General features: G+C 74.6%; 1 protein-coding gene. It reads left to right on the top strand.

The features are described 5' to 3' along the window. Nucleotides 1-1,514 (top strand): DUF87 domain-containing protein (locus AB0M20_RS42935; RefSeq protein ID WP_364307197.1); only part of this gene is annotated, 1,514 nt, incomplete at both ends.

The raw sequence follows: 1,514 nt of genomic DNA, 5'->3' as shown, positions 1-1,514 counted from the left end.
CTGGCTGGACCCGCTGCTTTCCTGGCCCGGCCGTCTCGACCTGGTCGTCTACCTCGACCCGCTCACCGCGCAGGTCGCCGCCACCCGGCTGCGCCGGCAGCGGGCCCGGCTGGAGTCCAACCGGCGCACCGACGCGGAGAAGGGCCGGCTCGGCGACCCGGTCACCGACGCCGCCGCCGAGGACGCCGCGGACCTGGCCGACCGGGTCGCCCGCGGCCAGTCGAAACTGTTCCGGGTCGGCCTCTACCTGTGCGTGCACGCACCCACCCTCGGCGGCCTGGACGAGGCGGTCTCCGGCGTGCGGGCGGCCGCCGCGTCGGTGCTGCTGGACACCCAGCCGGCGACGTGGCGGCAGCTGCAGGGCTGGACCTCCACCCTGCCGCTGGCCACCGACCGACTCGGCCTGCGGCGGGTGATGGACACCGACGCGGTCGCGTCGGCGTTCCCGCTCGCCTCCCCGGACCTGCCCGCGCCGCTACCCGGCGAACCGGGCAGCGCCGGCGGGATGCTGTACGGCCTCAACCCGGACAGCAACGGCATCGTCTGGTGGGACCGGTGGGCCCAGCACAACGCCAACAGCGTCGTGCTGGCCCGCAGCGGCGCCGGCAAGAGCTACTTCGTCAAACTCGAGGTGCTGCGCTCGCTGGCCGACGGGGTGCAGGTCGCCGTCATCGACCCGGACAACGAGTACCTGCGCCTGGCCGACGCCGTCGGGGGAGTCACGATCATCCTCGGCGCCGGCGGAGTCCGGCTCAACCCGCTCGACATCCCGCCCAGCGACCGCCGCCCGCAGGCCCGGACCTACCGGGCGCTGTTCCTGCACACCCTGATCAGTGTGCTGCTCGGCCAGCAGCCGCCACCCTCAGAACGCGCCGCCCTGGACACGGCGATCAACGACGCCTACGACCGGGCCGGCATCACCAACGACCCGGGCACCTGGACCCGGCAGGCGCCGCTGCTGCGTGACGTCGCCGCCGCCCTCGGCGGTCAGGGCGCCGCCGCCGAGACACTCGCCGCCCGGCTGACACCGTGGACCACCGGCTCGTTCAAGGACCTGTTCGACGGGCCGACCACCACCGTCGCGGCCGGGCACCTGGTGTGCTGGTCCACCCGGCACCTCGCCGACGAACTCCGCGCGCCGGGCATGCTGCTCGCGCTGGACGCGATCTGGCGCGACGTCGACACCCCCGCCGTCCACTCGGCGCTCACCCCGCGCCGGCTGGTGGTCGTCGACGAGGCCTGGACGTTGCTGCGCGACGGCGAAGGCGCCCGGTTCCTGTCCCGGCTCGCGAAATCCGCCCGCAAGCGGCGCGCCGGGCTGGCCGTCATCACCCAGGACGTCGGCGACCTGCTCGGCTCCGACCTCGGCCAGGTCGTCATCGCCAACGCCGCCACCCAGATCCTGCTCCGGCAGGCGCCGCAGGCCATCAACGTCGTCGCCGACGTGTTCGGCCTGACCGCCGGTGAGGCGCGGCTGCTGCTCAGCGCCCGCCGCGGACAGGGCCTGCTGCTGT

Source organism: Actinoplanes sp. NPDC051633, assembly GCF_040681735.1.
Lineage (GTDB): Bacteria > Actinomycetota > Actinomycetes > Mycobacteriales > Micromonosporaceae > Actinoplanes.
Note: the sequence above shows the minus strand (reverse complement) of the source record. Positions and strands in the feature narration are given on the sequence as shown.